Below are 26,979 nucleotides of genomic sequence, written 5' to 3' on the forward strand. Positions count from 1 at the left end.
TTCTTTAAATATTTGAAATACGATTTTATCTCCAGCCATATAAGATTTACCAGCACGGTAATATTCTAAACCTTTCAGAGTACCATTTGCCTTAATAAGGCTCTTGCACTCAAATTAAGGACGTCTACATCTTTGCATACTGTAATATCAAGCGCTCATGTGGCTAAAACTTACTCTGACTCCAGTCCTTAATTAACCTACTCATAGAGTCTTCAAAAGTACAATCTATCTTGACACCTTCATGTTGCTTCAACAGTAGTAAACTGCTTTTAATATTTGTCATCAGCAAAGTTTCGAGCTACTTCTTTGCTTTTGCTTTGGCTCTTAATATCTGTTAATACATTAAGAGCAAAATTTATTTGCCAATACTTCAAACATTCCTCCTCTTTCCACTGAAGTTAATTGTTTTTCATCTCCTGCAAGAATTATTTGGCAATTATTTTCTTTCACTACCTTTAACAGCTCTAAATAATCGTTATAGCTAAACCACTATAAAACAGTGATGTTATATACTTTTCGAACAGAGTGTCTATACGTCACAATGATATTTCATTCTTCTAGATTTAGCTTGAAACCATTTTTTTTTAATAGAATTTAAATCAGGAGAATAAGGGGGTAAATACTCTATGCCCTCCTTTTTCTAGCATAGTTTTTAAATACGGGCTTTTATGAAAACTTGCATTGTCCATCACAACTACAGAATAATTATTAGGTAATTTCGGTATTAAATCATGTTTTACCCAACCGTTAAATAATATTACAGTAAAAAATTGATACGGTTAGCAGCGATTTATTATGTGCCTATAACTCTTTTTGAAGGATGCCAATCATGCATTCTGTAACATCTCATGCCTTCATATCCGTCAGTTCTAAGAGCACTAGCAATAAAACCGCTCTTATAGACAATAACCTTTCCTTTATACCTTTTTATCTTATCCTGAAATTCTAATCTCTCTTCTTCTTTTGCCTTCGGATGTTGTAAAGTTTTTTTTATATGTTCAATCTCTTTAATGCTTTTTGTATCCAGATTCACTTACTCCTAGCCGCTCAGCTCTTTCATATTGGTATGCGTCACTATATTGTGACACTTTATCAATAGAAATTTTTGTTGGAGCTCGTTCTTTAACGGCAATCTTACTCCATACAAATACTTTTCTCCAAAACCTTTTGATACTCATTCAAAGCTCATTTTCTCTATTTCCCTTATAGCCTTTTTTCTAAAATCTATCGTCATACTAATTTCATTGCATCTTATTATTATAACTGTTTTATACTAGTTTCGTTATATTCTTATTAGCATTTCAGCTTCATCTACTACTATTAAACTATCTTTAATAGCTCTTTTTTGAAATAGAACTCCTTTAACAGTATAACGTTCTTCATAACCTTCAAGTTCTGATACTGCTTTATGTATAGGAGCTAACCCTATAACTTTCTATCCACGATTTGTAGCAATCTTATATACTTCTGCTAAAACATGCGATTCTCCTGTTCCAGCTCTTAGTACTTTAATTCCAAAATTACTAAGTAAAACACGCCTTAACTCTTGCTCTTCGCTAATATTTGTGAGGCTTTCTATATCATTTTTAAGGTGATAAATATCATTGTAATGAATCTGATTATTGATTTTATTAGCAACTTATCCTTGCTTCTTCTTCTTCTTTAACCTCTTTAGTTGTATATTATGCACTATTTTGGCCGTTTTCATGATATAACTTTTTTTTGTCTTTTAGCTATCATATCTTTAACAGCTCTTTCAACATCCTGTTTAGTAAAAACAGATTAATACTTCATTATATGATTTAGTACTTCATCAGCATCGCTAATAATCTTAAGATGCTCCTCTTTTCGTAACTCATTTGGCTATGTCATTAATAAAACTTCTTATTCTAACAGGACCAACATGCTGGTATTGTACTTATATGGTCTACTCTGTTGTTCAATCCTAATTCAGCAAAATATTCGTTTGTTATTTCCTTTACCTTTTCATGAATCATTTTTGATTCTGGAATAATATAATGTTTACCTTTAACCGTTCTAAACTGAGGATTTGAGTTTACTGCCTTAGCACCTAATTCTTCACCATTCTCTTTAATCTTCTAGTAGTAGTAACTAATATATGTGCATGTTTATCTCCTTTATGAGGGAATATCTATTTGCATTCCAAGTTCATATTTCACACCTATTCCATTTTCTTAACTATTCGGTGTATAATCTCTATTCTATCGTCTAAATTCAATTCTTTATCATCTGGTAATGCTATTACAATATCCTTTAACAACTTGCTATTTCTTCTTGTTTCAGTACGTTCCACAGAGATCTATATAAAGACTTTGACATCACTCCTGTTGGAGTTACATACTCTATCAATGAACAACGTAACATGTTAATGAACTTATCATTACTAATTATATCCATTAAATATGAACACGTAAACTTGAGTGTATATGAAGCGGTATATTAGGAACAACTGTGCTACATTCAATATCGAAATACATTCGATCTTTAACTTATTGTTAAACCAGCTCCAAACTCTCCTACCTTTAAACTTAAGATCTGATATTACTCCACCTATAATAAAAATTGATCCTTTTTCCCATCAAATATATTATATAATAATTTCCTTGAATGAATTTGCTCCGTTAACGTCTTCATATAGCAATCTAAACCTTAAATCTATTTATGAAGATCATTGCTGTAACCAACACCTATTAGTATCATCTCCAGTACCATTAGCACCTACAAACATGATCTTGCTCATCTAAAAATCTTTGTAACTGTTATTCAAAATGTTCTGATCATTTAGTATAAGCGTAATTAGTATAAGCGTAAATAGTAGTAATATTTCATGTTAGCTTATTCTGTCTGTTTTTTTTACATAAATAATCTTAAATTCCAAAGAACGTAAAAAAAATATGGTGGAGCTAAGCGGACTCGAACCGCTGACCTTTTGAATGCCATTCAAAAGCTCTACCAACTGAGCTATAGCCCCATTTTGTAAAGGATAAATCTAAACCTTCAGTATTGGTAATATACTAACCTTAAATATTTTTACAACTAAAATCACTCATTTTAACAGGTTAATATGCTCAATGAAACATTGATTTTTTTTGTCTAAGAAGATGATCTCTACAAATAATTACCTATCATTTTTATTTTATTGAAAGAAAAAGTTATGCAATTAAGCTTGCTTAAGCATACCTCAAAATCAGTATCAGAATACTGTATCAAGAGTTAAAATCATAGCTTGCCACATAATTAGTTGCAGCAGTTAACAAATTGTGCTACAGTTTTATTATAATAAATTAATAAAAAGGTGATTATAATGAATTGGCATGCAACTGCAGCTGATGCAGTATCATTAACAAATAAAACTATCGTGCACGCAATTGCCTGTATTCAGCATTTAACTGATAGGTTTGGGTCTAGTTCTAGTTATAAAGTTACTATAATGAGATTAATACAGTCTTCAGCGAAACGCATTTTTCATGAAGTGCTGTTTTCCTGTAAAGAAGATGAACAAGATATAAAATATAATAATTATATTAGTTTGAGTGCGCCTCAAAATATGATTCAAGTTATAAAAAGAGATAACAACTCTAATAATCTTTCTGAATGTACAAGCAAGGCAATATCAATGTCAAAAGATGATATTTTCGATTGTGAACATTATAACTGGCATAACGGTGTTGATTATTGTATCATGGATTGCATGCTGAACAAAGATGCTTTAAATAATTTAAAGGAATATTTGCAGGAAAGTATTAATAATAGCTCTAGCCCCATTAACTTTCTAGTTGAGTCAAAGTCTGATGATGATAGTTCTTTTTCTATTGCTAAAGTAGCAGCAGTATCTGTATTAGGTATAGCATCAGTTGCAGGTTTAGGATATTATATATATAAGCAGTACACAAGTATGGAAGAAAAAGCACCAATTACAGTGCATGATGACCAGATTGATATACAGGAAGATAATAACCCTAACCCAGGCATAGAAAATATTTATGAGTGTATTGGCAAATACACTACAGAAAATAATAGCGTATATATAGTAGAGTAAAAAAGTAATTATTGCAATTTTCTTAATAAAGCTCTTTTAAAGTTTGATAAATATGTACTATATTTCTTTTTTGGGTATAAATTCTACATAAATTACTGTGTTTTCTTGATCAGCATTCATAATAATTATATTATATAATTATTATTTTGTGCTTATAAAATATTTTATGAGAATTGCTGTTAATGGTCTTGGACGCATTGGAAGATTAGTAGTTAGAGCAATATCTGCTTTGCAAGACAGCAACTTTAAATTAGTAGCTGCAAATAGTCTTGCTAAATCAGATATTATTGCTCACCTTATAAATTATGATTCAACTCATGGGGAATTAACAAACAAATTTCAATACAATAATAATTGCATATTTAATAATATGTGTAAAATAAAACTTTTTAAGCAAGATAATCCAGAAGATATCCCATGGAATGATGAAGCTATTGATATAGTAATAGAATGTTCTGGCAAGTTTAATAATAGTGATGCTATAGTGTCTCATTTAAGAGCTGGAGCAAAAAGAGTAATTGTCTCAGCTCCATGTAAAGTAGCAGATACAACAATTGTAGTTGGAGTTAATGATCATTTACTTAATTTAAATCACAAAATTATATCAGCTGGGTCCTGTACAACTAATGCTGCAGCTCCAGTTATTAAAATTTTAAATGATAAATTTAAAATTGAATGTGGTCATATTACCACTATTCACGCTTATACTAATGATCAAAATATTTTAGATAATAGTCACAAAGATTTTAGACGAGCAAGATCATGCTCTATGTCAATAATACCTACTAAAACAGGTGTTTCTACATCTTTAAAAGCAGTAATACCGGAATTAGCTAATTGTTTAGATGGCTCTGCAGTTAGAGTCCCAACATCTAATGTATCATTAATTGATTTTACTTTTTATAGTCATAAAACTATTACCGTTCAGTCTATCAATAATGAGATTGAAGAATCATCTAAATCATTGCCTATGAGAAATATTCTTAGTGTAACTCCAGCCCCACTAGTTTCAATAGATTTTAATCATTCAAAATTTAGTGCTATATTTGATCATTATGAAACAAAAGTAGTTGGCAAAAATCTTGGTAGAGTAATAGCATGGTATGATAATGAATGGGGATTTGTACATCGTATAATCGATATAGTTAAAATAATATGTTGCCAAGAAACAAGATAATAATTCAATTAAGATAATTGAATCACAATATCGATACTTATTTTGCTTAACTAATATATGTAACTAATGCAAGCATAAAAATATTTATGGTACAGTTAAAACAACTTTCAGATCTTACAGTAAAAGATAAAGTAGTTTTACTACGGCTAGATCTTAACTTACCTCAAGAATATGGTAAAATAACTGACAATACACGTATAATTCGTATTATACCAACAATAAAATATTTGGTTTCACATAATGCAAAGGTTGTAATTATTTCCCATTTTGGCCGTCCGAAAAAAATAGAATTAAGATTATCATTAAAATCAATTGTTTCTGAACTTGAAGCATTGTTAAATATTAAAGTTAAATTTTGTCCAGAATCAATTGGAACAACAGCTAAAAACGCTATAATGAAGATGCAAGCAGGTGAGATTTTATTGCTTGAAAATTTAAGATTTAATTCCGGAGAAGAGCTAAACGATACTGATTTTGCTAATCAACTTAGCAGTTTAGGAGATGTATATGTAAACGATGCTTTTGCATGTTCTCATAGAAAACATGCATCTATTTGTGGCTTGCCTACAAAATTACCTTCAGCAGCTGGATTTTCATTATTAAATGAGCTAAAAAATTTGTCTTCAACCCTTAGCAAGGTCAGTAAACCATTTACTGCAATTATAGGTGGAGCGAAAATATCAACAAAACTAGATTTATTGAAGAGTCTAATTGCTAGAGTAGATTATCTAATTATCGCTGGTGCTATGGCTAATATGTTTCTAGCTATTAGGAATTTTAATATTGGAGCTTCATTATATGAACCAGCACTAGCAAATATAGCTTCAGTAATTTTTAAAAAGACAACTTCAACAAATTGTAAAATAATACTTCCCTTTGATGTAATAGTACAAAATAATAATAGTATAGCTACAATAGACTTAAATTCAACTGTAGCAATACCATCTAATGCTAAAATTATGGATATTGGTCCTAAAACTATTGCTCAAATAATTAACATAATAAAAATATCCAAAACTATAGTGTGGAATGGGCCAGTTGGAGCATTTGAACAAACTCCTTTTGATTATGGCTCCACCTACTTAAGCAAAGCAATAACCCAAGAAACCAAAACCGGCAACCTTTGCAGTGTTGCTGGTGGTGGAGATACTATATCAGCTATAAGAAAGTCTGGAGGAATAGATTACTTTACATATATTTCAACTGGAGGCGGGGCCTTTCTTGAGTGGTTACAAGGAAAAAAACTACCAGGTATTGAGGCTCTGAAACAAGAATTAGCTATAGCAAAATACATGTAATATTATAGTAATTATGATAGTTATAGTTTATAATTTTGATGATGCTGAAAAAGAACTAAGTAATATTAGTGTTCCTGTTATTATTACTAATCCCCCAGGTAGTATTAAATACTTGGGAGCTCGTTCCATTGATTACTTGTTTAAAGCATTAAAAAGCAAATTTAATAATATATCAAAAGCAGTAGTCAACATTGAAGATGACATACCAGCATTGTTTACATTACTAAAATTAAATTATAAAAAATCAGAAATCATTTATACAGGATCTTCTAAATCTGCTAAAAAATTGTTGAAACTATATAGAGAGTCAAGCTAATGCGCTTATCACAGTATTTTTTACCACTGCTTAAAGAAGATCCAGCTGGAGCTGAAATCATATCTCACAAACTAATGTTAAGAGCGGGCATGCTTAAGCAAGCATGTACAGGAATTTATAACTGGCTACCGCTAGGAATTAAAGTTTTACACAAAATTCAAGGTATTATCAGAAAAAATATGGACGCAGCACAATGTATCGAGTTACTAATGCCGTGTATTCAACCTGCTAGCTTATGGAAAGAATCATTTCGATATGATGCTTATGGAAAAGAAATGCTTAAAATCAAAGATAGGCATGACAATGATCTCATATTTGGACCTACGAATGAAGAATTAATTACAGATATTTTTAGAAGCTATATTCAATCTTATAAAGACTTACCAAAGAATTTTTATCATATTCAGTGGAAATTTAGAGATGAAATTAGACCAAGATTTGGCACACTGCGAAGTAGAGAATTTTTAATGAAAGATGCTTACTCTTTTGATATAGATCAAGCTTCAGCTATACAAAGTTACAATTTAATGTATCTTACCTATTTAAAAATTTTTAAGGATTTAGGCCTCAATGTTATTCCAGTTCAAGCTGATAATGGAGCTATTGGAGGCAAATTAAGCCATGAGTTTCATATCATTACTGCCACAGGAGATAATAAAATATATTATGATAGTACTAAATTTGACCCTTTTGACTATAATCAAGATTTATCTTTAGATAGATTAGAACAATTATATATAGTTGCTGAAGACAAGCATAGAATTAATCAAAATCATATTTTAGCAGATAAAATATCTATTGTATCAGGAATAGAAGTTGGACATATATTTTATTTTGGAACTAAATATAGTGAGTTAATGAATGCCTGTATTCAAATCCAAAATGGAAAACTTAAAGCTGTTGAAATGGGCTCATATGGTATTGGAATCTCTAGATTAATAGGAGCAATCATTGAGGCTAATCATGATCAATATGGTATAGTATGGCCACAAAATATTGCCCCCTTTAATGTTTCCATTATTAATTTATTACCAAATAATGATAAATGTGCAAAAGTAGCAAATCAGCTATATCAAATCTTAATTCAACAAAACATAGAATCATTATTAGATGATACTTCAAATTCTGCTGGCTATAAATTAGCCACTCATGATTTGATAGGTATTCCATACCAAATTATTATTGGCAAAAACTTTACTGAAACTGCAATAATAGAATTAAAATATCGCCATAACTGCCAAATTCAGCAACTCAGCATTGATGTTTTAATTAATCAATTAACTGAAATATTAAAACAATAACACCATTACATTAACAAAGCATATAGTAGCTTTATTTGTTTAAGCTATAACTTTTTTTTTCGTTGGCTTTTGTGGCTGATTTTGCGGTTTAAGTTTCATGATAGGCGCTATATTATTATTAATAACATTAGCTGTAATAGTTACTTGCATATTCTTCAGATTACTTAGTTCAAACATTGTATCTAATAATACATCTTCTAATATTGCTCGTAATCCTCTAGCACCAGTCTTTTTAGCTAAGGCTTTCTGAGCAACTGCTACTAGTGCTTCTTTTTCAAAAATTAGTTCTGCTCCATTAAGCTCAAAAAGTTTTTGATATTGTTTTACTAATGCATTTTTAGGTTTTATTAATATATCTACTAAAGAGTCTTGATTTAAATCAGATAGTGTAGCAATTACAGGCAACCTACCTAAAAATTCTGGAATTAATCCAAATTTCGTTAGATCATCTGCTTCAAGATTGTTCAAAATTTGATTATAATCTTGGTCATGTTTTGACCTTACTGTCGCCTCAAAACCTATGGTACTCTGGGAAGTCCTAGCTTCAATAATTTTTTCAATACCAGTAAAAGCCCCACCGCATATAAATAAAATATTAGTAGTATCTACTTGAATAAAGTCTTGCTGAGGATGCTTTCGCCCCCCATGGGGAGGAACTAACGCAACAGTTCCTTCCATAATTTTTAATAAAGCTTGCTGTACACCTTCTCCAGATACATCTCTTGTAATTGAAGGATTTTCTGACTTGCGGGCAATTTTATCTATTTCATCAATATATATTATACCTTTTTGTGCTCGTTCAACATTAAAATCTGCCGCCTGCAGTAGCCTTAAAATAATATTTTCAACATCTTCTCCTACATATCCAGCCTCAGTTAATGAAGTAGCATCAGCCATTGCAAATGGTACATCAATTATTTTTGCTAAAGTTTGGGCTATTAAAGTTTTACCACAACCAGTAGGCCCAATAAGTAAAACATTAGATTTTGTTGCAAGATCAGCTAGTTCTCTATGCTCAAATCTCATACACTGAATATATACAGCTACTGCTAGAACTTTTGCAGCTCGTTGCTGTCCTACAACATGATCATTAATAGCTTCATATATTTTTTTAGGTGGCAATTTTGAATGCTTGGATGTAGATAAATTAATCCTTCTCTCTTCTTCAATTAAATTAATACATAGCTCAATGCACTCATCACAAATATAGCCTGAGAAGCCAGCTATTAATTTTTTTACCTCATTTTGATTTTTAGAACAAAACGAACAGGATAATATTTTACTGTTGTTTTCTTTAGCCATAATTATATTTAGATAATTACTATTTTCAATATAGTATATAATTAAATCAAAATTTTCAAGCACCTAAGAAATAATTCACAACTTTATATGATAAAATAGCTTAACAACTCTACTAACTTCTTTATATATTGCTTTACATATGAGAATATATGAATCTACAATAATAAAGTATAACATATTATAAAAACACTTAGCATGTTTTTACTAAAAAACTATAGACTGTAAAAAGAAGTATAGTAAAGTTAATTTTTCTTAACTCTCTATTGTAAATTTTAAAAATACTACTGGCATACTAAATTCCTCCATGTTTTATAAAAAATAATCAACTTATAATAAGTTCTCTATCAATTTTCATATTTAGTTAAATTATTGACCTAATATTATGACTTTTTTTATAGTAAACTTTTTATAATAATTTTGTAATATTTAATTTGCTTAAAGAACTCCTCAATTTAAGATTTAGATCTAGAGTTTATCAATTCTAAATTGCAGTTGTTAAATTGAACATTAAATTTCTAATTTAAAATTTGCGATGTAATATTTCTTTATTAAACTCAGGTTATTATAAGACGTATTAAATATATTTTGTTCTGTATGATTATTACACAAATTATTAAAATGTGTTTATTTAATTTGCATGGGTTAAACACTCTAAAAAACAACCTCTCAGAACACTTGAAACTTGTATATATATACTTTTCCTGGTTACCTAAGTGGTTTTGGATTAGATATGATTGTAAAATCTGTAACTGTAAATAGTTTAATCTCTGAGCTCTAGTTGGTTTCTTATAGTGTTGATAACAGATAAATATGAATTATTAATCCATCTATTGATAACTTTGACAAAATTATCTACAAAATAGAACAGAGATGTTATATCTTTTTATCTGATACTTCTTTATAAACTAGTTTAGTTGATCTTCTATTACTTCTAAATACTATTCTAAGCCATTTTAATCTAGACCACAGACAGCAAAGAAAATAAGAGTTATTAATGCAATAACATATAAGCAAGAGATCTTGGCATACCTGCACCTAGTGCAAATATAATAACTATTATTAAAAATCATCAAAGTCGTAAAAGTAATATAGATAAATAAAATACAGCTATAACTTTACAAAGATTTTTACCCATAGTTATGGCCTATTCTAAAATATTAGTGTTACAGGGTCTTGAGCTATGTGATGAAAAACTATCACAACAGTTTCTTAGAAAAAAGTGCTTCTATACCTATTCCTATCTGGTTTAACTTGAAATTGATAAGCAGAATACTCTTTGCAGAGTCTAAGCATATTCATTATAATCTAAATATAATTTTTAGTGATATACATATTTTAAATTATACTAAACCATATTACTTTTTAGGTTTTTATTAATTCCTAGTAAATTAAAAATCTCGTTTGTAGTTTTGATCTAGTGTAACTTTTAATTGCATCTATATCATATAATCTGATCATTTATTTTGTACAATAGTTTTCATTAAAATGTTTTTAAATATTAATGCAGCTACCTTTATAGTAACTTTATTTTTAGCACTTAATATTATTATCAGTATTTACTATAGAGGTAGCACTAAGAGCATTCAAGAATATGCATTAGGCAGAAGAAAATTTGCTACAGTAGCTATTACAACTGGTATTATAGCTACTTACTTTAGTGGTAGTACTTTATATTATGCTTCATTATATACATTTCAGCCAGGAATACTAAAACTATCAATGTTAATAACTGCTGTTAGTTTTATAATTCAAAGCTGGATATTAGCGCCAAGCATACAAAAATTTTTAGGAAAATTATCAGTAGCTGATGTTATGGGCAGTATATATGGTAATCACATTAAAATTATTACTGCTATAGGGTCTATCATTTTCTCTCTAGCTATCAGTGCAATGGAAATGAGGTTATTATACAATCTCATTCAGTATATAGATTATAATATCTTATTTATTATTGCTATTACAATAATTATGTATCTAGCCTGTGTAGGTGTTAAAGCAATAATGTTTACTAACATGTTTCATTGCTTTACTATAATTTTACTATATGCAGCCTTATTTATTCTCTTAAATGACGTTACCGACTTAAGTACAATAGTTACTATTTTTACTACTAACCAAATCTTTAATATTAAGAGCTCAGTTAATTATACTAATCAACCAATTATAGAGTATTGGTGGCTGCTAGCCTTAAATGCTTTACCAGTTATTAGACCATTGATGTTTTACAAGTATTTAATAGTAACTAATTCTTGGCAGGTCGTTAATTCGTTTAATGCATTAGCAATTGTAGTATTTGCAGCTACTTTATTATTGATCATTTTTTCAATAACATTATTACCTATAGATATTAAACATACTGACCATAGCAACATATTAATAGAAATAATAAAATGTTGTTCAGACATTGAATTAACAAACTTAATGATAACTGTTATAGCAGTTATAACAATCTCAACTGCTATCTCACATACTAGTATAGCTGCTGTTACTTGTCTCAATGACTTATGTAAGCCATTAGGAATATTTAAACATTACTCCTCAAAACATGAGTTAAGAATAGTTAGAATATTGATTATATTATGTACTATAGCTTCATCATTAATATCTTTCATTTGCAAAGAATTGTGGAATATAGGTATTCTGGGAGAACACTTTTACAGTCCAATTATAGGTGCACCACTGTTAGTTACTATTCTAGGTTTTAGAAGTACTAGCAGAGTAATACTGACTGGTATGATCTCGGGAAGTATATCTCTATTAGTACTAGACTGGTATAATGAATCAGTTACTGAACTCTACCATATAGTGTTAGCTATTATTATTAATTTCACGGCAATGATGATAACACATTATGGACTTAAAGAACCAGGAAGATGGGAAAACTATAAAATAGTTTCAACCCCATATATATTATGTAGTAAAAACAATATTATTAACTACATTCAAGCATTACCTTCTATATGGAATAGAATATTAACATACACTTCAAATATGTTAAAACATCAACATTATTGTTTCTATACATCAGCATTTGCAATTTTATCGCTGTCAATAATGTCAATTTTAAGTATTAGCTCAAATTCATCAGAAAATTCCCAAATGATTAATATCTTATTACTATTTTCATTTGGATTTACAACTATATTTACTATTTATCAATTTTTATCATCAACACCAGACAGTAATAAATATTTAGGATTGATTTGGCTCATATTTATATTTTTTGCATTAATTTTAACTAATACCGCTCTACTAATTATTAGTAAATTTCATAAAATATTATTACTTTGTTTCTTGGTAAATTTAATTGTAGTCGGTATCTTGGTTAGATGGAAAGTTGCTGTAATTATGATTATTATTGGAATTGTACTAGCAATGGAAATTCTAAACATATTTGAACCACAAATTAGTTTAATACCTCCTGTAGATTCTGGTGTTATCCCTGCTGTACTTATGGTTAGCAGTGTGTTATTTATGTTTATAAAAATGAAGCAAGACGAATACATTTTTGAGCAAAAAATGAGAAATAAAGCTGAAAATAAAATAAAAAACATGAATATTCGACTTAGCAAGAAAAATGAGATGTTAAATCATATAAGCCATGAAGTTAGAGCTCCGCTGCAGGGCATTAAAGCTGGTATTGATTCAATAATGACAAAATACTGCAATGAATATTATGATAATGAGCAATGGTTAGGAGTAATAAAGAGAGTTGAACGATTATGTAATTATATTAATAATTTACTAAATTTATCAAAAATCCAAGCTAACAAAATGATATTTAACATTCAGGAATGTAATCTTAAAATATTATTAGAAGAAATAGTATTTGATTTTAATATCTTGCAAATTAGTAAACAGCATAGTATTAATATCAACTACCCACAACAAGTATCTGAGATGGTCTATTGTGATAGTTGTCGTATTACAGAAGTAATGTTTAATTTAATAAGTAATGCAATAAAGTATTCCAAACCAGGACTTATTTTAATTAAAGTTTATCAAGATAATCAAAACATTTATGTGTCAGTTGAAGATAACGGAGATGGTATTCCTAAGGACAAGCTTAATACTATATTTCAACCTTTTGAGCAATGTGGATCTGATAGATTTAGAGTAGACAGTACAGGTATTGGTTTAAATTTATGTAAGGAATTAATAACTAAGCATAATGGCCGTATCTGGGCTGAAAATCAAGATCATGGTGGCAGTAAATTTTGTTTTTCTTTGCCACTGTGTAAATATCCTAAAAAATATAGCAGTATAAAAGAAAACAAAATTAGTGCACCAATAATCAATAAAGAAATATCAATTCTTATTGTAGATGATGATCTAATCACCCTAAATTCGATTCGCTTATTTACCCATATAACAAATTATCAAATTACTACTGCAAACAATGGTAACGAAGCTATTAATTTAGTTAAGAATAATCCAACGCTTTATCAAGTTATTTTACTTGATATTTCTTTACCAGATAAAAACGCTGATATAGTATTAAAAGAGATACAACCAATTTTAAAACAACATAACATTTCTGTTATTATTCAATCAGGCTATTTAAATGATGATCAGTCAAAGCAATACTTACTTAGCCTAGGAGCTACTGCATTTATTACTAAACCTTATTCTCAAACTACATTGTTTAGTACTATTGCTGATGTTATAAGATAATGTAAAAAAATAACAGATATAAACTTATTTTTTAGATAAAATAACTTATAAAAAAGTATTATCATGAACAAAAAATTAACAAGAGCGTGTTTAGTGTGTTCTAATTTTTTTTTATTATTTTACTTCAACACAAGTAATTTGACTAATTTTTCTTCTAGTAGTCTTTATAATTGCTGCTGCTAAAAGCAAGATATGCAATGAATTATTGTAAATTTTACCCGAGTTTTAAATTAGAATGGTTTAGGTATGGTATTTAGAAGTAAGATAAAGATACTATATACTTAAAAATTTTTGATTAGATATGATTGTCAAAATATATGAATAACTTATCTCTGATGTTTTAGTTGGTTTCTTAGTATTGATAGATAAGTATAAATTATTAATCCACTGATTACTACTTTTAATAAAATCATCTATAAAATAGTACAGAGGTGTTATATATTTTTTCATGAGCTTCTTTATTTGAGAATTGTTTTAATCTTTCATAGAAATCTCTTATCCTTTATAAACCATTTATTAAGCTATTTTTTTGATCCACAATGTTACACCTTTCTAAGTTCCATACCTAATTCCTTTTCTAATCCAAAGCAGAGATTGTGATGGCAAATACACTCTAAATAATTTCTAGCTTTAATTGAAATTGTTTCTTATATATTATTAAAATAACTTATTTGAATTGTAAAAAATAATTTAGAGTAGATATAACAGTTTGCATTATGCTGCTAATAACTTTGAGATTGTAAAACTTCTATTAGATCATGGTGCTAATTGACTCAGTAAGTAATACTGATCAGAGTGTTTTAGAGGCTGCACTATTGTTAATAAGATAGAAGTTGCAAAGCTTTTCTTAGATAAAAATCTTGATCTTATTAATGCAAAAAACAGCGATTGTAATACTTCTCTCCATATGTCTATATTATGTAATAAGCAAGATGCTTTCAAATTGAGCCATAGCCCAAATATAGATATACACTGCGCGTAAATATGATGAAAGTTTTCATACTTCTTAGCTAAACCTAATGCACTAGAAAATTTAAAATTTCTGCTAGATAAAAAAGCCAATATTACCTTTAAGAATAATAGTAATACCTATTTAGGTGCATTTTTTGCGGATTTTATTATGAAAAACTCTTTGAGAAAAGAACTTTACTGATAAATATTAAAAAAAATACTTTACTGAATCATTAATTTACAACACCTATAAGCGGTTATATTATGATTCTGATTTTGAAAAAATAATTTTAAAGAATAAAAAACTCAAAAAATAAATAAACTAGCTGATACAAGTGCTAAAAGAGCAATAAATAAGATTCTAGAACATTTACAAAAGTACAATGATAAAGTTCAAGAAACACATACAACCAACTAGCAATCAATACTGTGTTTAGGTTGTTATTTGAACCAAACTAGCAAACAGTACACTGACAACTTGCAAAATCAATAATGAATTAAATATTACTGAACTATAAATACCTAATCCAATAGTAGAGAATATATTAGACTATTTTACTAATAAAGATCTTGTTTTAGCATATACCAATAAAACACTTGGCAGTATACAAGTCGCTAGCGAACTCATGTAAATGATAAAGTTTTATAAATAATCCATCTTAGGTTTTGTTACAGAATTTAAGATGGATTTATGGAGTTTGATAAAAAGTCTTTTTTGAAAGTTTTTTGCTACTTCAACTCCAATATTATATCCATGTTGTAACTTTCCACTAACTTCTGAATAAAAAAAATATCGCATGTCATAATCGCCAAGCATAAATTTTGCCTCAAAACGATTATTACCAATACACTTTGCAAGTCCACCTATTGGAACAGTACAATCAGCATTTAAAGTTTTTAGGTAACTCCTTTCAACTTGTACTAATTGCCATGTTAATTGATGATTAATTTTAGAACATAACTCAATCATTGATTTATTATCCTTTCTAATTTCAATTGCAACTGTTCCTTGCCCAATTGCTGGCAATAACTCACTTTGAGGAATAATACTACACCAAGGACTAGTATCATAATTCAATTTCTTTAACCCAGCAACAGCTAAAACTGTTGCATCCACTTCATTGTTAGCGATTTTATTCCATCTTGTATCAACATTACCTCTGAGTAATACAATGTTAAGATCAGGACGAATCATTAATAGCTGTATTCGTCTTCGTATAGAAGAAGTACCAACTACAGCCCCTAAAGGTAGATCAGTAATTTTTTTTGCTATTTTAGATACAAGCATATCACCTGTATCTCCTCTTTCTAATACAGCAGCAATTTCCAATTCATCAGGTAAATAAGCTGGTACATCTTTTAAAGAATGAACAGCAATGTCAATAGTATTATTCAATAAAGCATATTCTATTTCTTTTAAAAAGAGTCCCTTCCCTCCTATGTCATATAGATTCTTATTCTGAATTAAATCACCAGTAGTTCTAATAGGAATTATTATAGCATTCAAACCAAGTAAATCCTTAATTTTTTGCACTACTGTTTGTGCTTGCAGCAATGCTAACCTACTTGCTCTACTACCTACTTTAATAATCATAAACTCAAATTACTATAAATTAGTATAAAAAAATAGCTTTTCTTTATATATTTAGCGCATATACTGAACTAAATATACAAATATATAACCTTATAAAACATGAGAGATATTGTTCCAGTTACAATTGCATATGGTGATGGTATTGGACCAGAAATTATGGAAGCAGTAATTTATGTTTTAAAAGAAGCTGCAGTACCTATAAGACTTGAAACAATAGAGATTGGAGAAAGTTTATATAAAAAATGCTATACTTATGGTATTAGTGAAGATGCTTGGTCTCAAATATTTCGTACAAAAGCATTGCTGAAAGGACCAGTTACTATTCCTCAAGGACTAGAATATAAAAGCCTAAATATTACATTAAAAAAAAACTTAGAGCTATATGCAAATGTTAAGTCATACGTTTCATATCTTGTTAATACTGCAGACGTAGTAATAATTCGAGAAAATAAATTATATGCAGATATTGAGTATCAGCATACAGCTGATACATATGAATCCATTGAATTAATTAGTCGCAGCAACAGCGAAAAAATCATTCGTTTTGCTTTTGAATATGCCCTAAAATATAATAGAAAAAAAATTAGTTGTTTTAATAATGCTATAAAGTTTACAGATAAAATATTTCATAGTATATTCAATGAAATAGCAAGTCAATACCATGATATTAAAGTAGATTATATTAGTAATTTAACTGGTTCTCTTAATAAGTTTGATATAATTATATCAAACTTATATGATGATATTATATCTGATATTGCGGTTGAGAAAGTTTCAAAATGTATAGCTAGCTCAGCAGATATTGGTAAGGATTATGCCGTATTTGAAGCTATGCATGGATCAGCTCCTAGTATATCTGGTCAAGATATTGCCAATCCTTCCGGATTGCTTAATGCTACAATAATGATGTTAGTTCATCTTGGTTTAACTAAGTATGCTTCTAAAATAGAAAATGCCTTAAAAAAAACTATTGAAGATGGTATTCATACTGCAGATATTTATAACCCAAATGTGTCTAGTAAAAAAGTTGGAACTAAAGAATTTGTTCAAGCTATAGTTCAAAATTTAAGGCATATACCTGAAAAACTAAAGGTAGCAAAATATCACAGTTTTAATGTTGATCACAATAATTTCAAAACTGCTATTAAATCTATACAACAAAAGAAGTTACTAGGAGTAGATATATTTTTTGATAGTCATGATATAGTAGATTATCGCCAAATTACCAAGCAATTAACAGAAAAAATCTCTAGTTTAAGTAGTTTACATAGTATGCACCTGGTAGCTATTTTAGCAAAAGGGTTAAAATTATGGCCTAACAGTAATGTTAAAGAGATGTTTAGTGATCATTGGTGTTGCAGGTTTATGATTCAAACAGATATTGATACAAATACTAAAACAAAACTCACAACACAAAATATTTTAAATCTACTCAATGATTTAGTAGCTACAATTAATAATTCAAAAGATAATAAATTAGAATTCATTAAGGCAGAAAACTTGTATTTATTTAATAGTACTGCAGGATTTAGCGTAGCTAAGTAAAAACTTGACTTGCATATATTATTAAATATATTAATTAAGTATATAGGCCTATAGCTCAGTTGGTTAGAGCCCCTCGCTCATAACGAGGTTGTCACAGGTTCAAGTCCTGTTAGGCCTACCATGGTACTTTTCCACATTACACTTGTATTTAAGTTTTGACATGTGCAGGCAGTAAATAAATGCAATGCTATTACCTTGCTATACTTAGTTACTATTGGTTCTAACAATTTAACAGTATCTCACTAACATTTAAAATATTCATTCAAACTGCCATTGCAGGCTATTTTCATACTATACACTTGATAGGAAAATAAATTGTATTTTATACCTGACATACTGTGCACATGAATGTTGAACGACCAGACTGTTTTCTTTTGCTGATTTCATTACTACAAACTACACAAGGTTGTTTTGTACGGTTATAGACTAAAAATTTATTTTGAAAGTTACCTTTTTGTCCTAATGCGTTAACAAAACTCTGAAAAGAAGAGCCACCTAGTTTAATTGCTTGAGGTAAGATTTCTTTAATGGAATTTACTAAATTGCTAATTTGATAATGGGATAAAGAATTACATGCTCTATATGGATTAATTTTAGCACAAAATAGGCACTCATTTGCGTATATATTACCAATTCCTGCAACAACACTACTATTCATAATGGCATTTTTGATTGATGATTTTTTATTTTTAAGTATTGTATACAAATATTGATTATTAAATTCCGATAACAGTGGTTCAGGACCTATATTTGCTAGCCACAAATAACTTTCTAATTGATTACTTTTTACTAAATCAATCATACCAAACCGCCTTGAATCATTAAAAATTAGGTATTTTTGATTATTTAAACTAATGATGATATGGTCGTGCTTAGCTATTTTAATATTAGTATTTTGTAATAATATTTTACCACTCATTCCAAGATGAATGAGTATACTATAATTGTTACTAAGATCTATAAGTAAAAACTTTGCTCTACGTCTAACATTGATTATTTGCTGTTCTCGAGTAACTTCCTCTAAGTTTGTAGGTATTAAATACCTCAAATTGGGGCGAGTTTTGTGTGTTTTTATTATTTTTTTATTAATTATCGTGTTAAGTAGATAATTTTTTATTATTTCAACTTCCGGCAACTCTGGCATATTTTTAGTTTAATTTTTATGCTGTTTAGTTATTATATACTTGATCTCAGTTAGAAAATAATTCAATGACTCAGGATTATAATCAGAATAATGATAATAGAACTACTTTTGGGTTTCAATTTGTTAATAAGAGCGAAAAGAAAAAATTAGTTGCAGATGTTTTTGATTCTGTTGCTCACCGCTATGACTTAATGAATAATATCCTTAGTTTAGGTATTCATCATTTTTGGAAGCAAAAGTTTTGCAATAGATTTTTAGATTTTAATGGCTCTTTAATTGATGTTGCTTCTGGAACTGGCGACATAGCTTTAACATTTTATCGCAAAGCAAAGCAATATCATGTTGCTCCTAATGTCACTATTTGTGATATAAATTATAGCATGTTACAACGATGTCGAGAAAAAGCTGTAGATAATAACTTACTAGAAAATATACATTACATTAATTGTAATGCTGAAAAATTACCTTTTTCAGATAATAGCTTTGATAACTTTTCAATTGCTTTTGGAATTCGTAATGTTACTGATATTACTGCTGCATTGCAGGAAGCTTATAGAGTTTTAAAGCCAGGAGGACAGTTTTTATGTTTAGAATTTTCTAAAGTAGAAAACGCATATATAAGTAATTATACGATCTATATTCCTTTAAATTGATACCTTTAATAGGCAAAATTATCACAAATAATTCGCAAGCTTATCAGTACTTAGCAGAAAGTATTAGAGTGTTTCCTAATCAACAAAATTTTAGTCAAATGATTAGTAACGTAGGATTTTATAATGTTAAGTTTTGCAATTTAACTTTTGGTATTGTTGCAATACACTCAGCTTTCAAATTATGATTAGCTTCATTAAGAATGTAATAGCACTAGCAGTAGTTTTAGCAAAAGTTAGTAAATACAGAATATTGCAAAATATTGATTGTACTAATTTGCCTTTACAATTCAAAACTATCATAAAAATAATTAACTTTCTTTTTTATCCAATAAGCTTGCTGCATAGAAATGATCAGCAATATAATGCTAGATTAACAGATTGCTTAAAAGAGCTTGGCCCCGCATATATTAAGTTGGGACAAACATTATCTACTAGGCCTGATTTAATTGGAAATAAAATGGCTAATTCATTAAGGATACTACAGGATAATTTACCTCCGTTTTCAACTGAAAAAGCAAAAAAAATTATTGCATCATGTTTAAAAAAAGAAATAGATCAGATATTTTCTTTTTTTCCAACTAATGTAGTTGTTGCAGCATCGATTGCTCAAGTGTATAAAGCTCAACTAATTACTGGAGAAGATGTTGCAGTAAAGGTCCTAAGGCCTAATGTACAAGCTGAATATTTTGAGAATATAGAAACGTTAAATTTTATTGCAAAACTGTTATTAAAGTTCTTGCCTAAAATCAAAAGGTTAAAGTTATTAGAGGTAATAGATATATTGAGAAACTCTATGATTAATGAGTTAGATATGAGAATTGAAGCAGCATCATATTCTGAGATGTTAGACAATTTAAAATCAGATCACTATATTTATATACCAAAGGTTTATTGGGAGTTTACAACTGAAAAAGTTTTAACTGTTGAATGGATTAATGGAGTATCTATTCGCAAACAGCAATTAATAATGGATCAGAGTATATCGTTAAGATCTTTATCAGAAAAAATTATTTTAATGTTTTTTAATCAAGCCTATAGAGATGGTTTTTTTCATGCTGATTTACATCATGGAAATATTTTAGTATTGCCAGATGGAAAAATAGGATTAGTAGATTTTGGTATAATAGGTAGGTTATCTGAAAAAGATAGGATTGCAGTTGCTGAGATTTTATATGCTTTTCTAGAACGAGATTATAAGAAAGTAGCACAAATTCATCTTCAAGCTGGCTATATACCACAAAACACCAACTTAGACTTATTCTCCCAGTATTGTAGATCTATAGCAGAGCCTATCATTGGATTATCATTGCAAAATTTATCGTTAGGAAAATTGCTTGCGCAATTATTTATGATAACAGAGACTTTTGGTATGGAAACTCAACCACAGCTATTACTATTACAAAAAACTATGATAGTAGTTGAAGGAATAAGTAGAGATCTAAATCCTGAAATTAATATATGGGAATTAATGAAACCATGGATGAAAAAGTGGGCAGTAAAAAATATTAGTATTGAAGCAAGATTATTTCGATTATTATCTTCTGTTTTAAAAAAATTAGTTGATTATTAATTTAATGTTATCCATGTAAATAGCTATTTGAAACATTAATTATATGTCTTAATAATAGGTTTCATATTAAAGTTGCAAGTTAATAAAAAATCAACTTTTTTGCTTCTTTATGTAGGACATGGTTTTTATCTTGAAAAAAAATTAGTGGTACTTTTTATTTATCGCATTTTTATAAACTATACTTTTGTAGCTTAAAGATTTGAAAAAATGTTCCAAAAAAAACTCCAGTAAAGAATTGCATAAATTTATTGTTTGTAACAATATATAATGCATAATTTCATATAATCACTCAATTAGATTTAAAATTAGGCTATATAGTGGCAAAAAAATTTCTATCTTGGTAATTTTTACTCTTACTTTTTTGATTTATAATACCTGGCATTATTATATAAAAATAAATCTTGTATTTATCTTAACTGTTATCGCTAATTTCTTTAAAACTCATCACAATTAATTTTAGGAGATTATCAGTATAACTTATGTTAAGATCTTTCAACCTCAGTTTTTTTATTAGAAGGTAGATTAGGTAGAGAACTTTAGAAGTCTCTGATCTTATTCAAGATATTTATAGAGTCTTTTTCTATAAAATAATTAGAAAAATATAAATTATAAATCTATTTGATTACTATTTTTAATAAAATGATCTATAAAACAGTATAAAGCTGTTATATCTTTTGTCATAAAATTTTCTCTTTGGAAATTTTTTTAATCTTCGATAAAATATCTCTGATACTTTGTAAACCATTTTTATTCATAATTTACCTCTCTAACTTCTGTACCTAATTTTTCCTAATCTAACTGAGATTAAAGAATTAGCGAATTCTTTATATAATTTTATATTAGTTCCACTAATTGTATGCACTTTAATGCTATTAAAATCTATAGTTTTTTTTCAAGTTTTTCTCAATGAAAGGCTGAATAACTGCCAATATTAGCCTATATAATTAATGTATCTTTCTAAAAATTATTTTTGTTACATTATGAGCTTAGCTTTAATCTACTTAATCCAGATATTTTTTTATTATATTATATTTTTTTCTAGAATAGTTGATTCAGATATTTTCATAATGCCCGCTATAAGATTTTTTATTGCTGTATTCTTTCCAGCACAAATGTACTAATAAAAAAAACTCTACTTTACGCTTAGGTTAAAAAAAACTGTGTAATTGAGGATACTTACAACATAAGGTGGTGGGCTTGAGAAGACTTGAACTTCCGACCTCACGCTTATCAGGCGTGTGCTCTAACCAGCTGAGCTACAAACCCCTTGTGATTATTATAACAATTATATGATATTGCTAAAATATTATTATAATATCCTAATACAGTTAAGCTGTAATATATTCCAATGATTTCAAGAATCAAATATTATTTTTGTAAAAGTATAATAATTTCTATTTTATGTTAAAATTATTATATTCATGTTAATATATGACATAATAAATAATGAAAGGGAAAAATAAAGAAATAATATTTACCTTAATATCACTGATAGTCAGTATGATAATGTTAAGCTTTGCTTCAGTACCAATTTATAGTTTATTTTGCAAAGTTACTGGATTTGGAGGAACAGTACAACAGAAAATGACTGGTACTAACAGAAGAGGAAAAAAACAAATAACTGTAAACTTTGATGCTAATGTTGAACAAAATTTACAGTGGCAATTTATTCCAAAACAAAGAAGTATTACTGTTACCACAGGTGAAAACAATTTAGTATTTTATTATTCACGTAATCTAACAAATCATGATATAGTAGGTACTGCAGTTTATAATGTAACTCCAAATAAAGCAGGCCAATACTTTGTCAAAGTTTTTTGCTTTTGCTTCGAAGAGCAGTTATTAAAACAGCAAGAAGAAATTTTAATGCCAGTATCATTTTATATTGATCCAGCTATAGAAGATGACCCATATATGAATGATATTAACACTATTACCTTATCATATACTTTTTTTAAGATAAGAAACCAATAAATAAACTATACCAATAATTATAGTTTTAGCATAAAAGACATAAAAACAATCTTGGTATATAGGGTTACTTATCTCAGCAGAAAGGGTATTGAAGAGGTGTAGCGATAGATAATAGAACATTTATAAATTACAGTAATGTGGATATTTAGAACAGGAGTCCCATGGAAAGATTTGCCTCAAGATTATGGCAATTGGACAGAATGTGCATAGAAGATTCTGTAAATAGTGTGATAAAATAAGTTATAGTAGAGATTAGTAACGATTTTATAAATTATCATGATTTTAAATGGTTAATGATAGATTCTACAAAAGATAACTAAAGTCATATTATTGAACATAGATTTTAAACATTTATAGAATGGTAATAGCAATAAGATAAAATCATACCTAGAGCTAACCTTTTTCAGAGAAGATTACTAATGTAGCATAAAGTCTCGTTACAATATACCTAGGTATATTGTAACAACAACCTTACAGTTTACCTATTTAAGGTAAAAATGTATGCATAGTTTTTTTGATATAATTTATTGTTGCTTTTTTATAAAATATATCACAATAAATTGTAAAGCAAAATTTGAAATAATAAGATTTTTTTAATGCGATGCTCTTCTTATTGTAAGTCATCTAACTATGATATTCAGTCTCTTATACAAAATCTAGTAAATGCTGGATTGGAGCCTAAGCGTTTCGATGATGTTGTATATGTTCAGATGCAATTTACTACTAGTAATAGTTTAGCTGATGTTTTCTATTTCACATTTGGATCTGTAGTAATTTGGGGAGCAAATAAAAACTGTGAAAACAGTATATTAAATGAGCTTAATAAAATTAACACAGCAATTGATCAAAAAATAGTTATAGATAACCCAAATTTTATAGAACGCTGTAATGAATCAAAACAAGATTTTGTATCAGACTTAATATACTACCGTTATGATGATCAAGCTCAAAAAACTTATATCGATGAAGAAGAGAATGAAATTATATTACATGATCAGTCAGTACTAATTAAACTATCTATCTCACATGCTTTAGCACAATCTGTAAAATTAAAAATATTAGAGTTATCAGTTATAAAACTATTAGAAAAAACATCACCTTTACAGAAGGAATTAGCTACTAATGGTTGTGTATCACTATCTAAAAAAGAACTATCAAAGCAAATAGGTATTTTATTTAATGAACGTTATTCGATAAATTTACATAGCGATATATTGGATACTCCACAATTTTTTTGGCGCCGACCTCGCTATGAACCATTATATCTTATGACTGTAGAGTTTCAAGATATTCAATTAAGACAAAATATTATGAATCATCGCTTAGATATGATTCATGAGCTATACACTATTTTATCAAATGAACTAAACTATTTACATTCAACCAGATTAGAAATGATTATTGTTGTCTTAATTGCAATAGAAGTAGCATTAGCACTATTACATGATGACTTTATTTCTAGAATATTCTCTTAATAGATAGCTCGATTTGCTTGTAAGAAAGTAGCATAATATGATTTTACTTAAGATGGATTTATATCCCTGTTAAGAGAGAGATAATAAGGATCAAGCAACATAATTCATTATTCTATTTCCATATCTTTTCGCTTTTATTAGCCATTAATACTGACTAATCCAACTAAATTCTCTTATTACTCTAAGATTAGTTACTTAATATGTTCTACTTTTTAAAATCAAACTCGCTCTGAAAGAGAATATATTAATTTAAAAATAAAATCTCTATAATGATAGAGAATAATTAAAGTTTTATGTAAGCTATGGATAATGTAATAAGAAATTATAATAACTTACCCTATCGGATAGGGGTCGGTATGGTAATTATTAATCATAATAAAGAAATTTTTACTGGAAAAAGAATTGATTCACTGCATCAATGCTGGCAAATGCCTCAAGGTGGAGTAATTTTAGGAGAAACATATAGTAAAGCTGTATTGAGAGAAATGAAAGAGGAAATTGGTTGTAATAAAGCTATTATTCTTGCAGAAAGTAAAAATTGGTATAGCTATTACATACCAAAATTCCTTGTGCCAAAGTTATGGAATAGCAAATTCAAAGGACAAAAGCAAAAGTGGTTCTTAATAAAATTCCTCGGAAAAAATGAAGACATTAACATAAATACCAAGTATCCAGAATTCAGTCAATGGAAGTGGATGCATAGTTGTCAATTGATAAATAATACATTACCATTTAAAAGAAAGCTTTATATGGCAGTAATTAAGGAATTTAATGCGTTTTTTAGATGAGTATAAAAAAGAGGAAATGATGTTTATTAAAAAATTTTATTGTAAAATTTTAACATTTTCATAAAAATCCTAGCCTTTATGCAACTAGAATTTGTGCTAACAATTATAATAAAGTTTCATAAAAATTATTAATGCCAGGTTAAAATAAGAAACAGTATGTGAAAAGATATATCAATTATAATATGAGAAGGAATTGAGGGTTTACATTGCCCATAAAAACCTTTTTCTACTAGAAGTACAGTCTTGACAAGAATTATATTATAGATAATTACTTTAAAGTATACGGCTTATAGTTAAATTTAAAGAAATTAATGAAAAAAAGCTATAAAGTTATTCTATTGATAGACCCATAATTTGCTAATTTATTATATTAAGTATCTTAATCAGATCTTAGGTTAAGTTATGGGTTCACAGTTAAAAAATGAGTTTAAAATGCCAGCATTAAATATAGACCTAATTTTAGTAGGATTGTTCTTGATAGCAAATTTAGCTATAGGGTTATGGTATGGTAAGGGAGTAAAATCTATAAAAGACTATGCTCTTGGTGGAAAAAATTTCAGCACAACTGCACTTACAGCAACTTAATAGCTACTTGGATTGGCGGGGAACTTTAATTTTAGATTTATGAAATATACTCAATTGGAATACTTGCGTTATTTTCCATTCTAGGACAAATAATATGTTTACTTTTTATGCTTATGTTCTAATTCCAAGAATGCAGGAATTTTTTGGCAAATTATCTGTAGCAGAAGCAATGGGGGATCTTTATGGAAACAGTTAAATTGTTACAGCTATTTGTTCTATAATGATCAACAGCATGCATGCAGTTAAAGTTTTTTCCAATGTTTAATCACTTTTTAGGATAGATAGTTTATATGCAACTTTAATTAGTAGATGGTAGTCATTATATATTCAGCTTTTGGAGGAATTAGGCTGTAGTATTTACTGATATTTTTCAAGCTTTAGCTTTTGGGCTTTTATTCCGACTTTAGCAATACTTATTTGGAGTATGTTTGGTAGTTGGAATCTATAGCAAATACTGTAACTACTAATCCTATATTTGCGCTTGAAAGATTAATAGATTATCAGAATACTAACACATTAAAATATTATGGGGTATTCTTTTACCATATAATTCCTTGCTTTATACCAGCTAT

21 protein-coding genes, 3 tRNA genes and 3 pseudogenes are annotated in these 26,979 nt (G+C 28.4%); 17 read left to right on the forward strand and 10 right to left on the reverse strand.

Annotation, left to right across the window (positions count from 1 at the left end; genetic code table 11):
* Positions 1-342 precede the first annotated feature (342 nt).
* The 5 genes from OCHUTO_RS07230 to OCHUTO_RS06425 all read right to left on the reverse strand — a co-directional run bounded on the left by OCHUTO_RS07230 (position 343) and on the right by OCHUTO_RS06425 (position 2,314).
* Positions 343-450 (reverse strand): AAA family ATPase, encoded by a 108-nt coding sequence (locus OCHUTO_RS07230; RefSeq protein WP_306305441.1) that lies wholly within the window; start codon positions 448-450, stop codon positions 343-345.
* A gap of 79 nt (positions 451-529) precedes the next feature.
* Positions 530-628: a hypothetical protein gene (locus OCHUTO_RS07085; RefSeq protein WP_156961286.1), complete on the reverse strand. Its 99-nt coding sequence runs from the start codon at positions 626-628 to the stop codon at positions 530-532.
* Positions 629-793: 165 nt separating this feature from the next.
* The gene (locus OCHUTO_RS02875) at positions 794-1,033 is read right to left on the reverse strand and encodes a hypothetical protein (RefSeq protein WP_045797333.1); all 240 of its coding nucleotides are present in this window, start codon (positions 1,031-1,033) and stop codon (positions 794-796) included.
* A complete protein-coding gene (locus OCHUTO_RS05790) occupies positions 1,008-1,178 on the reverse strand; it encodes a hypothetical protein (protein ID WP_156961285.1) in 171 nt (56 codons plus the stop codon). Before OCHUTO_RS05790 ends, OCHUTO_RS02875 begins: the two co-directional genes overlap by 26 nt.
* 1,004 nt (positions 1,179-2,182) lie before the next feature.
* Entirely contained in the window at positions 2,183-2,314 is a 132-nt protein-coding gene (locus OCHUTO_RS06425) for a MobA/MobL family protein (RefSeq protein ID WP_232296961.1), read from the reverse strand.
* Here OCHUTO_RS06425 and OCHUTO_RS06430 point away from each other — a divergent pair.
* Positions 2,309-2,421: pseudogene (locus OCHUTO_RS06430) on the forward strand (DNA adenine methylase); the annotation flags it as partial. The gene OCHUTO_RS06425 and the pseudogene OCHUTO_RS06430 sit on opposite strands and share 6 nt — an antisense overlap.
* 495 nt (positions 2,422-2,916) lie before the next feature.
* On the opposite strand, the gene OCHUTO_RS02880 reads toward OCHUTO_RS06430, so the two are convergent.
* Positions 2,917-2,992, reverse strand: a tRNA-Ala gene (locus OCHUTO_RS02880).
* A gap of 333 nt (positions 2,993-3,325) precedes the next feature.
* Between OCHUTO_RS02880 and OCHUTO_RS02885 the strand changes: the two genes are divergently transcribed.
* The 5 genes from OCHUTO_RS02885 to proS all read left to right on the forward strand — a co-directional run bounded on the left by OCHUTO_RS02885 (position 3,326) and on the right by proS (position 8,152).
* A complete protein-coding gene (locus tag OCHUTO_RS02885; protein ID WP_045797334.1) occupies positions 3,326-4,060 on the forward strand; it encodes a hypothetical protein in 735 nt (244 codons plus the stop codon).
* Between the two features lie 148 nt (positions 4,061-4,208).
* On the forward strand, positions 4,209-5,237 hold the full coding sequence (locus tag OCHUTO_RS02890; protein WP_232296962.1) for a type I glyceraldehyde-3-phosphate dehydrogenase: 1,029 nt from the start codon (positions 4,209-4,211) through the stop codon (positions 5,235-5,237).
* Positions 5,238-5,323: 86 nt separating this feature from the next.
* A complete protein-coding gene (locus OCHUTO_RS02895) occupies positions 5,324-6,535 on the forward strand; it encodes a phosphoglycerate kinase (protein WP_045797336.1) in 1,212 nt (403 codons plus the stop codon).
* 13 nt (positions 6,536-6,548) lie between these two features.
* The gene (locus OCHUTO_RS02900; RefSeq protein WP_045797337.1) at positions 6,549-6,851 is read left to right on the forward strand and encodes a hypothetical protein; all 303 of its coding nucleotides are present in this window, start codon (positions 6,549-6,551) and stop codon (positions 6,849-6,851) included.
* Positions 6,851-8,152 (forward strand): proline--tRNA ligase, encoded by a 1,302-nt coding sequence (proS, locus tag OCHUTO_RS02905; protein WP_045797338.1) that lies wholly within the window; start codon positions 6,851-6,853, stop codon positions 8,150-8,152. The genes OCHUTO_RS02900 and proS overlap by 1 nt, the downstream gene beginning before the upstream one ends.
* 39 nt (positions 8,153-8,191) lie before the next feature.
* Here the strand turns inward: proS and clpX are convergent, their stop codons facing one another.
* Complete coding sequence (gene clpX / locus OCHUTO_RS02910; protein ID WP_045797348.1) at positions 8,192-9,454, reverse strand: ATP-dependent Clp protease ATP-binding subunit ClpX; 1,263 nt, start codon at positions 9,452-9,454, stop codon at positions 8,192-8,194.
* A gap of 1,485 nt (positions 9,455-10,939) precedes the next feature.
* Here clpX and OCHUTO_RS02915 point away from each other — a divergent pair.
* The gene (locus tag OCHUTO_RS02915) at positions 10,940-14,128 is read left to right on the forward strand and encodes a hybrid sensor histidine kinase/response regulator (protein WP_045797339.1); all 3,189 of its coding nucleotides are present in this window, start codon (positions 10,940-10,942) and stop codon (positions 14,126-14,128) included.
* A gap of 709 nt (positions 14,129-14,837) precedes the next feature.
* Positions 14,838-14,900: a hypothetical protein gene (locus tag OCHUTO_RS07090; RefSeq protein ID WP_156961287.1), complete on the forward strand. Its 63-nt coding sequence runs from the start codon at positions 14,838-14,840 to the stop codon at positions 14,898-14,900.
* 822 nt (positions 14,901-15,722) lie between these two features.
* Here OCHUTO_RS07090 and hemC read toward each other — a convergent pair.
* Positions 15,723-16,673, reverse strand: a complete 951-nt coding sequence (gene hemC, locus OCHUTO_RS02925; RefSeq protein WP_045797341.1) for a hydroxymethylbilane synthase — start codon at positions 16,671-16,673, stop codon at positions 15,723-15,725.
* Positions 16,674-16,772: 99 nt separating this feature from the next.
* Here hemC and OCHUTO_RS02930 point away from each other — a divergent pair, with 99 nt between their 5' ends.
* Both OCHUTO_RS02930 and OCHUTO_RS02935 read left to right on the forward strand, forming a co-directional pair.
* A complete protein-coding gene (locus tag OCHUTO_RS02930) occupies positions 16,773-18,218 on the forward strand; it encodes an NADP-dependent isocitrate dehydrogenase (protein ID WP_045797342.1) in 1,446 nt (481 codons plus the stop codon).
* Positions 18,219-18,262: 44 nt separating this feature from the next.
* Positions 18,263-18,339, forward strand: a tRNA-Ile gene (locus OCHUTO_RS02935).
* A 201-nt stretch (positions 18,340-18,540) separates the two neighbouring features.
* On the opposite strand, the gene mutM is transcribed toward OCHUTO_RS02935, so the two are convergent.
* Positions 18,541-19,362: a bifunctional DNA-formamidopyrimidine glycosylase/DNA-(apurinic or apyrimidinic site) lyase gene (gene mutM, locus OCHUTO_RS02940; protein WP_045797343.1), complete on the reverse strand. Its 822-nt coding sequence runs from the start codon at positions 19,360-19,362 to the stop codon at positions 18,541-18,543.
* Positions 19,363-19,427: 65 nt separating this feature from the next.
* On the opposite strand from mutM, the pseudogene ubiE reads away from it, so the two are divergent.
* A pseudogene (gene ubiE / locus OCHUTO_RS02945) lies at positions 19,428-20,200 on the forward strand (bifunctional demethylmenaquinone methyltransferase/2-methoxy-6-polyprenyl-1,4-benzoquinol methylase UbiE).
* Positions 20,197-21,585, forward strand: coding sequence for a 2-polyprenylphenol 6-hydroxylase (gene ubiB / locus OCHUTO_RS02950; RefSeq protein WP_045797344.1), 1,389 nt, complete (start codon positions 20,197-20,199; stop codon positions 21,583-21,585). The pseudogene ubiE and the gene ubiB overlap by 4 nt, the downstream one beginning before the upstream one ends.
* 1,189 nt (positions 21,586-22,774) lie before the next feature.
* On the opposite strand, the gene OCHUTO_RS02955 is transcribed toward ubiB, so the two are convergent.
* Positions 22,775-22,851: transfer RNA gene (locus tag OCHUTO_RS02955), tRNA-Ile, on the reverse strand.
* Between the two features lie 177 nt (positions 22,852-23,028).
* Here OCHUTO_RS02955 and OCHUTO_RS02960 point away from each other — a divergent pair.
* The 5 genes and pseudogenes from OCHUTO_RS02960 to OCHUTO_RS07100 all read left to right on the forward strand — a co-directional run bounded on the left by OCHUTO_RS02960 (position 23,029) and on the right by OCHUTO_RS07100 (position 26,407).
* Positions 23,029-23,559, forward strand: coding sequence for a cytochrome c oxidase assembly protein (locus tag OCHUTO_RS02960; RefSeq protein ID WP_045797345.1), 531 nt, complete (start codon positions 23,029-23,031; stop codon positions 23,557-23,559).
* 95 nt (positions 23,560-23,654) lie between these two features.
* Positions 23,655-23,782, forward strand: a pseudogene (locus OCHUTO_RS07095) (transposase); the annotation flags it as partial.
* A 373-nt stretch (positions 23,783-24,155) separates the two neighbouring features.
* Complete coding sequence (locus OCHUTO_RS02965; protein WP_045797346.1) at positions 24,156-25,034, forward strand: RMD1 family protein; 879 nt, start codon at positions 24,156-24,158, stop codon at positions 25,032-25,034.
* Positions 25,035-25,336: 302 nt separating this feature from the next.
* Entirely contained in the window at positions 25,337-25,822 is a 486-nt protein-coding gene (locus tag OCHUTO_RS02970; RefSeq protein WP_045797347.1) for an RNA pyrophosphohydrolase, read from the forward strand.
* Positions 25,823-26,224: 402 nt separating this feature from the next.
* Complete coding sequence (locus tag OCHUTO_RS07100; protein WP_370664241.1) at positions 26,225-26,407, forward strand: hypothetical protein; 183 nt, start codon at positions 26,225-26,227, stop codon at positions 26,405-26,407.
* Positions 26,408-26,979 lie beyond the last annotated feature (572 nt).

It is taken from the genome of Orientia chuto str. Dubai (assembly GCF_000964595.1).
Classification (GTDB): Bacteria; Pseudomonadota; Alphaproteobacteria; order Rickettsiales; family Rickettsiaceae; genus Orientia; species Orientia mediorientalis.

Bases quoted from the DNA above. Each gene is read 5' to 3' on its own strand.
- ubiB (WP_045797344.1), top strand. From the start codon at position 20,197: ATGATTAGCTTCATTAAGAATGTAATAGCACTAGCAGTAGTTTTAGCA.
- OCHUTO_RS02930 (WP_045797342.1), top strand. From the start codon at position 16,773: ATGAGAGATATTGTTCCAGTTACAATTGCATATGGTGATGGTATTGGA.
- hemC (WP_045797341.1), bottom strand. From the start codon at position 16,673: ATGATTATTAAAGTAGGTAGTAGAGCAAGTAGGTTAGCATTGCTGCAA.
- OCHUTO_RS02965 (WP_045797346.1), top strand. From the start codon at position 24,156: ATGCGATGCTCTTCTTATTGTAAGTCATCTAACTATGATATTCAGTCT.
- OCHUTO_RS02885 (WP_045797334.1), top strand. From the start codon at position 3,326: ATGAATTGGCATGCAACTGCAGCTGATGCAGTATCATTAACAAATAAA.
- OCHUTO_RS02915 (WP_045797339.1), top strand. From the start codon at position 10,940: ATGTTTTTAAATATTAATGCAGCTACCTTTATAGTAACTTTATTTTTA.
- mutM (WP_045797343.1), bottom strand. From the start codon at position 19,362: ATGCCAGAGTTGCCGGAAGTTGAAATAATAAAAAATTATCTACTTAAC.
- OCHUTO_RS07100 (WP_370664241.1), top strand. From the start codon at position 26,225: ATGGGTTCACAGTTAAAAAATGAGTTTAAAATGCCAGCATTAAATATA.
- OCHUTO_RS02895 (WP_045797336.1), top strand. From the start codon at position 5,324: ATGGTACAGTTAAAACAACTTTCAGATCTTACAGTAAAAGATAAAGTA.
- proS (WP_045797338.1), top strand. From the start codon at position 6,851: ATGCGCTTATCACAGTATTTTTTACCACTGCTTAAAGAAGATCCAGCT.
- OCHUTO_RS05790 (WP_156961285.1), bottom strand. From the start codon at position 1,178: ATGAGTATCAAAAGGTTTTGGAGAAAAGTATTTGTATGGAGTAAGATT.
- clpX (WP_045797348.1), bottom strand. From the start codon at position 9,454: ATGGCTAAAGAAAACAACAGTAAAATATTATCCTGTTCGTTTTGTTCT.
- OCHUTO_RS02970 (WP_045797347.1), top strand. From the start codon at position 25,337: ATGGATAATGTAATAAGAAATTATAATAACTTACCCTATCGGATAGGG.
- OCHUTO_RS02900 (WP_045797337.1), top strand. From the start codon at position 6,549: ATGATAGTTATAGTTTATAATTTTGATGATGCTGAAAAAGAACTAAGT.